Below are 6186 nucleotides of genomic sequence, written 5' to 3'. Positions count from 1 at the left end.
CAAGGTTCCGAGCTGTGCGTGACCCTCAACGAAGCCCAATGGTGGACGGGCCAGGACGTGGATGGGGGGCTGGCACTGGATGCCGACAAGGCGGTGCAGGTGTGGGCGTTTGATGCCTTTTCGCATCGTTTGCTCGACAGTTTCAGCTGGACGCCAAGCAAGACGCAGTGCGCAGCAGGCAAGTGGCTGGCCGGAACAAGCGGTAGAAGGCTGCGGCAAAACCAAAAAAAGCCCTGGTAACCAAACGGCGACCAGGGCAAACGGTTGGCGCTTAACCCAACCAAAGGAGCTCTCGGTTCACTCAGGCATTACCGCGAACTGGCCACCACTTCCGGCTGCCACCCACCGCCCAAGGCCTTGTAGATCGCAACGATCCCGCTATACAACTCAACCTCGCCCTGGGCCTGGGCATCCTCGGCGCTCAGGCGCTCACGCTCGGCATCGAGCAGCACCAGATAATCCACGGTGCCCTCGCGATAGCGCACCGAGGCCAGCTCAGCCGCTTTGCGGCTGGCATCGCTCTGGCGCATCAGCGCCAGCAAGCGTTGTTGGCGCTTGCCGTAGTCACTGAACGCATTCGAAGACTCTTCCAGGGCCAGCAGCACCTGCTGCTCATAGGTCGCCAAAGCCCCGTCGGCATTGGCCTTGGCCCCGCGCAGGCGAGCCCGCACGCTGCCCAGGTCAAATGCCGCCCAGGTGATGCTAGGGCCCAGCGCCCAAGCATTGGACGCCGCCGAACCGATCTGCGAGCCGCGTGCAGCGGTGAAGCCCAGGAACCCGCTGAGGCTGACCCGCGGGAACAGGTCGGCTGTCGCCACGCCAACATCGGCGGTGGCTGCAGCCAGCTGGCGTTCGGCGCTGCGGATGTCCGGGCGACGGCGCAGCAGTTCGCCCGGGTCGCCGACCGGCAACGCCTTGGCAATGGCAGGCAGGGCCTTGGGCGACAGGTCGACGCTCAAGGCATTGGGGCGCTGGCCAAGCAAGGTGGCGATGCGGTTCTGCGCCCGCACCTGAGCGGCCTGCAGCTGCGGCACGGTGGCTTCGACGCCGGCCAGGCGCGCATCGGCGCGCACCACATCCAGCTCGTTGCCCACCCCAGCATCGCGCAAGGTCACGGTGATATCGCGTGATTCGTGCTGGGTCTTGAGGTTGGCCACGGCGATCTTCTCGCGCAACTGCGCACCCCGCAGTTGGCCATAGGCATCCACCAACTCGGCGATCAGGCTCACCTGCAACTGCTGAAGGTCGGCCTCGGCGGCCGCCTCCTGCGCATCGCTGGCTTCGATCTGGCGCTGGATACGGCCGAACAGGTCAAGCTCCCAGGCCATGTCCAGGCCCAAGTCGTAGCGCTCGCTGTTGACCCGCCGCTCGGTCTGGCCGGGGATCTGGCCCTTGCCCAGGTCGCTGCTGGCACGGCTGGTGACCACCGGGATCTGGTCGTTGGCCACATCGTCACGGATCGCCCGCGCCGCCTTCAGCCGGGCGAAGGCCACGCGCAGGTCGCGGTTGCCGTCCAGCGAGGCCTGCACCAACTGGTTCAGCACCGGGTCATCGAACTGCTTCCACCACAGGCTCTCGAAGCGGCTGCGGTCGAAGGCCTTGGCTTGCAGGCCGCTGTCCAGGCGCGCAGGCTCGGTGGCCGGCGCCTTGTAGTCAGGGCCCACCGCACAGGCAGCCAAGGCCAGGGCGATCAGGCTTGGGGTCAGGGGTTTGAGCAGTTTCATGCGTGTTTCTCCAGCGACAGTGCGCGTTCGGCCTTGCGGGCCTGGCGACGCTCGACGAAACGGCGGATCAGGAAGAAGAACACCGGCGTCAGGAACAGGCCGAACACAGTCACCCCGATCATCCCGGAGAACACCGCCACGCCCATGGCATGGCGCATCTCGGAACCGGCACCGGAGGAGAACACCAGCGGTACCACACCCATGATGAAGGCGATCGAAGTCATCAGGATCGGGCGTAGACGCAGGCGGCACGCCTCCAACACCGCAGCCAGCGGGTCGAGCCCTTTGGCCTGTTCATCCTTGGCGAACTCCACGATCAGGATGGCGTTCTTGCACGCAAGCCCCACCAGTACGATCAGGCCGATCTGGGTGAAGATGTTGTTGTCGCCACCGGACACGATCACCCCGGTAATGGCCGACAGCAGGGTCATCGGTACGATCAGGATCACCGCCAGCGGCAGGCTCCAGCTCTCGTACTGCGCGGCCAGCACCAGGAACGCCAGCAGTACGCACAGCGGGAACACGAACAGCGCGGTGTTGCCCGACAGAATCTGCTGGTAGGTGAGGTCGGTCCATTCGTAGGTCATGCCGTTGGGCAGTTCCTGCTTGAGCAGCTTCTCGATGGCCGCTTCGGCCTGGCCCGAGCTGTAGCCCGGCGCTGCACCGCCGTTGATTTCGGCCGTGATGTAGCCGTTGTAGTGCATGACCCGGTCCGGGCCCGAGGTGTCGCTGACCTTGAGGAAGGTCGCCAGCGGGATCATCTCGCCAAGGTTGTTGCGTACTTTCAACTGGCCAATCTGCTCGGCATCGAGGCGGAACTGCTGCTCGGCCTGGACGTTGACCTGGTAGGTGCGCCCAAAGCGGTTGAAGTCGTTGGTGTACAGCGAACCCAGGTAAACCTGCAGCGTGTCGAAGATATCGTTGATCGCCACGCCGTGGGTCTTGGCCTTTTCGCGGTCGATGGCCGCATCGACCTGGGGCACGTTGACCTGATAGCTGGTGAACAAGCCGGCAAGCTCCGGCACTTCATGGCTCTTGGCGATGATGTTCTGGGTTTCTTTGTACAGCGCTTCGTAACCCAGGTTGCCACGGTCTTCGATCTGCAGGCGGAAGCCGCCGATGGTGCCCAGCCCTTGTACCGGTGGCGGCGGGAAGATCGCGATGTAGGCGTCCTGAATATCCGCAAATTGCGCGTTCAATGCCGCAGCAATGGCCGCCGCCGACTGGCTTGGGTCCTTGCGCTCGTTGAACGGCTTGAGCGGGGTGAACACGATGCCGCTGTTCGGGCTGTTGGTGAAGCCGTTGATCGACAGGCCCGGGAAGGCCACCGAGTCGGCTACGCCAGGTTGCTTGAGGGCGATCTCGCTCATGCGCTTGATCACAGCTTCCGTGCGGTCAAGGCTGGCAGCATCGGGAAGTTGCGCAAACGCCACCAGGTATTGCTTGTCCTGCGCCGGAACGAAGCCGGTCGGGGTGGACGAGAAGCCCAGGTAGGTCAGGCCCATGAGCCCGGCATAGACGAACAGCGCGATGCCGCTGCCGCGAATCACCCGGCGCACGCCGCCGACATAGCTGTGGCTGGCACGGTCGAAGAAGCGGTTGAACGGGGCGAACAGCCAGCCACCGAAGAGTTTTTCCAGCACCCGCGAGAAGCGGTCCTTGGGCGCATGGTGGTCCTTGAGCAACACGGCGGCCAGCGCCGGCGACAGGGTCAACGAGTTGAACGCCGAAATAACCGTGGAGATGGCGATGGTCAGGGCGAACTGCTTGTAGAACTGCCCCGTGAGGCCCGAGATAAACGCAGCCGGCACGAACACAGCGCACAGCACCAGCGCCGTGGCGATGATCGGCCCGGTCACTTCGCTCATGGCTTTTTGCGTGGCTTCCAGCGGTTGCAGGCCCAGGCCGATATTACGCTCGACGTTTTCCACCACCACGATGGCGTCGTCCACCACGATGCCGATGGCCAACACCAGGCCGAACAGCGACAAGGCGTTGAGCGAGAAGCCGAACAGGTGCATGACTGCGAAGGTACCGATCAGCGATACCGGCACGGCCAGCAGCGGGATGATGGACGCGCGCCAGGTTTGCAGGAACAGGATCACCACCAGCACGACCAGGATCAGCGCTTCGAACAGGGTGTGCACTACCGCCTCGATGGAGCCGCGCACGAACACGGTCGGGTCATAGACGATGCTGTAGTCCATGCCTTCAGGGAAGTCTTTCTTGAGCTCGGCCATTTTCGCCCGCACCTCGTCGGAGATGTCGATGGCGTTCGAGCCTGGGCGCTGGAAGATCGGCAGGGCCACCGCCGGCTGGTTGTTCAGCAGCGAGCGCAGGGCATATTGGCTGGAGCCGAGTTCAACCCGGGCGATGTCCTTCAGGCGAGTGATTTCGCCATCGGCACCGGCGCGGATGATGATGTTTTCGAACTCTTCCTCGTTGACCAGGCGGCCCTGGGTGTTGATCGACAGCTGGAAGCTGGTCGAACCAGGGGCGGGCGGGGCGCCCAGTTGGCCGGCAGCGACCTGGCGGTTCTGCTCGCGGATGGCATTGACCACATCGCTGGCGGTCAGGTTGCGCGAGGCGGTCTTGTTCGGGTCGAGCCACACGCGCAGCGAGTAGTCGCCCATGCCGAACAGTTGCACGTCGCCCACACCGCCCAGCCGCGCCAGCTCATCCTTGATGTTGAGGATGGCGTAGTTGGACAGGTACAGCATGTCGTAGCGGTTATCCGGCGAAGTCAGGTGCACCACCATGGTCAGGTCGGGTGATGCCTTGTCGACAGTGATACCAATGCGGGTGACTTCCTCGGGCAGCTTGGGCTGGGTGCGGGTCACGCGGTTCTGCACCTGCACTTGGGCGTTGTCCAGGTCGGTACCCAGGGCGAAGGTGATGGTCAGCGTCAGCTTGCCGTCGGCGGTGGACTGCGAGGACATGTACAGCATGTTCTCGACACCGGTGATGGCCTGCTCAAGCGGGGCGGCCACGGTTTCGCCGATGACCTTGGGGTTGGCGCCAGGGAAGTTGGCGCGCACCACCACGGTGGGCGGGACTACTTCGGGGTATTCGCTGATCGGCAGCTGGAACAGGGCAATTGAGCCTGCGATGAGCAGCACCAGCGACAGTACCGCGGCGAAGATCGGCCGGGTAATGAAAAATTTCGAGAAGTTCATCGGTGTGATCCCTTAACCGCGAGGCGCCTGGGCGCTGGCGACTTTCACTGTGGAGCCCGCAACTTTGCTAGGCGAGTTGCTGGCCTCAAGGGCCTGGCGCTGCTGGGCGAGGGCGGCGAGGGTCTGTTCGCTGGCCATCTGGGTTTCTTCTGGGGTGACCGCCGAGCCTGGGCGCACCCGCTGCAGGCCACGGACCACGATGCGGTCGTCCTTGGCCAGGCCGCTGCGCACGATACGCAGGCCCTCAAGCTTCGGCCCGAGCTCGACGTTGCGGTAGGCCGCCTTGTTGTCCTTGTCCATTACCAGCACGAACTTCTTGCCAAGGTCGGTGCCAACCGCTTCGTCGTTGATCAGCACGGCGTCGTACTGGGCGCTGCCGACCAGCTTCAGGCGGGCATACAGGCCTGGGGTGAACTGGCCATCGCGGTTGTCGAACACCGCACGGCCACGGATGGTACCGGTGCGCGGGTTGACCTGGTTGTCGACGAAGTTCATCTGGCCCAGGTGCGGGTTGCCGTTTTCGTTGGTCAGGCCCAGGTACACCGGGGTGGCCTGGCCGCGCTGGCCTTCGCGGGCCAGCTGGGTGTACTTGAGGTACACGCGCTCGTCGGCGTCGAAGTAGGCGTAGACCTTGTCAGTGGAGACGACGCTGGTCAGCGGCGTGACATCGGCGCTGACAATGTTGCCGGCGGTAAATTCGGCGCGGCTGACACGCCCACTGATCGGCGCGGTGACGCGGGTGAAGCTCAGGTTCAGGCGGGCCAGGTCCAGTTGTGCCTGGATGGCATCGACGCCTGCGCGTGCTTCGGTGGCGGCGCTGCTGCGCGACTCGGCAAGCTCGGCGGAGATTGCGTTGCTGTCGCGCAGGCGTTCGCCACGGCGGGCTTCGTTGGCGCTGCGAATGGCCGTTGCCTTGGCCTGCTTCAACTGGGCTTCAAGGCGGCGTACTTCTGCCTGGAACGGGCGCGGGTCGATCTGGAACAGCAGGTCGCCTTTTTTTACCTGGGCGCCTTCGGTGAAGGCCACCAGGTCGATCTGGCCGGAAACGCGTGGACGCACTTCGACGGTTTCCGGGGCTTCCAGGCGGCCGGTGAATTCGTCCCACTCATTGATGGGCTGTTCGATCACCTTGGCAACACTGACCTTCGGCGCGGCGGGAGCCTGCACGGCATCTGGGGTTCGGCCGCAAGCGCTGAGCACCACCACTGCCATGGCAGCGAGGGGAAAGCGCAGGGGTTTGAGTGAATGGTCCATGGAAAGCTCCGCCGGAATATTAGTAGTGGGCG

At 64.2% G+C, this 6186-nt stretch carries 4 protein-coding genes; 1 reads left to right on the top strand and 3 read right to left on the bottom strand.

Annotation, left to right across the window (positions count from 1 at the left end):
* A partial coding sequence (locus HU720_RS05700; RefSeq protein ID WP_238337639.1) for a hypothetical protein occupies positions 1-240 on the top strand: 240 nt, incomplete at its 5' end.
* Between the two features lie 68 nt (positions 241-308).
* On the opposite strand, the gene HU720_RS05695 is transcribed toward HU720_RS05700, so the two are convergent.
* Genes HU720_RS05695 through mexE form a run of 3 tightly spaced genes read right to left on the bottom strand, consistent with a single transcriptional unit; the run spans position 309 to position 6154 of the window.
* A complete protein-coding gene (locus HU720_RS05695; RefSeq protein WP_186518005.1) occupies positions 309-1724 on the bottom strand; it encodes a TolC family protein in 1416 nt (471 codons plus the stop codon).
* Positions 1721-4900 carry an efflux RND transporter permease subunit gene (locus tag HU720_RS05690; protein WP_186518004.1) on the bottom strand — a complete coding sequence of 1060 codons (3180 nt, stop codon included), beginning with the start codon at positions 4898-4900 and terminating at the stop codon, positions 1721-1723. The genes HU720_RS05695 and HU720_RS05690 overlap by 4 nt, the downstream gene beginning before the upstream one ends.
* 12 nt (positions 4901-4912) lie before the next feature.
* Positions 4913-6154 carry a multidrug efflux RND transporter periplasmic adaptor subunit MexE gene (gene mexE / locus HU720_RS05685; protein WP_186518003.1) on the bottom strand — a complete coding sequence of 414 codons (1242 nt, stop codon included), beginning with the start codon at positions 6152-6154 and terminating at the stop codon, positions 4913-4915.
* Between the last annotated feature and the right edge of the window lie 32 nt (positions 6155-6186).

Source organism: Pseudomonas sp. SWRI51 (assembly GCF_014268825.1).
Taxonomy (GTDB): Bacteria; Pseudomonadota; Gammaproteobacteria; order Pseudomonadales; family Pseudomonadaceae; genus Aquipseudomonas; species Aquipseudomonas farsensis.
Note: the sequence above shows the minus strand (reverse complement) of the source record. Positions and strands in the feature narration are given on the sequence as shown.

Coding starts and splice junctions, on each gene's coding strand:
- mexE (WP_186518003.1), bottom strand. CDS start 6,154: ATGGACCATTCACTCAAACCCCTGCGCTTTCCCCTCGCTGCCATGGCA.
- HU720_RS05695 (WP_186518005.1), bottom strand. CDS start 1,724: ATGAAACTGCTCAAACCCCTGACCCCAAGCCTGATCGCCCTGGCCTTG.
- HU720_RS05690 (WP_186518004.1), bottom strand. CDS start 4,900: ATGAACTTCTCGAAATTTTTCATTACCCGGCCGATCTTCGCCGCGGTA.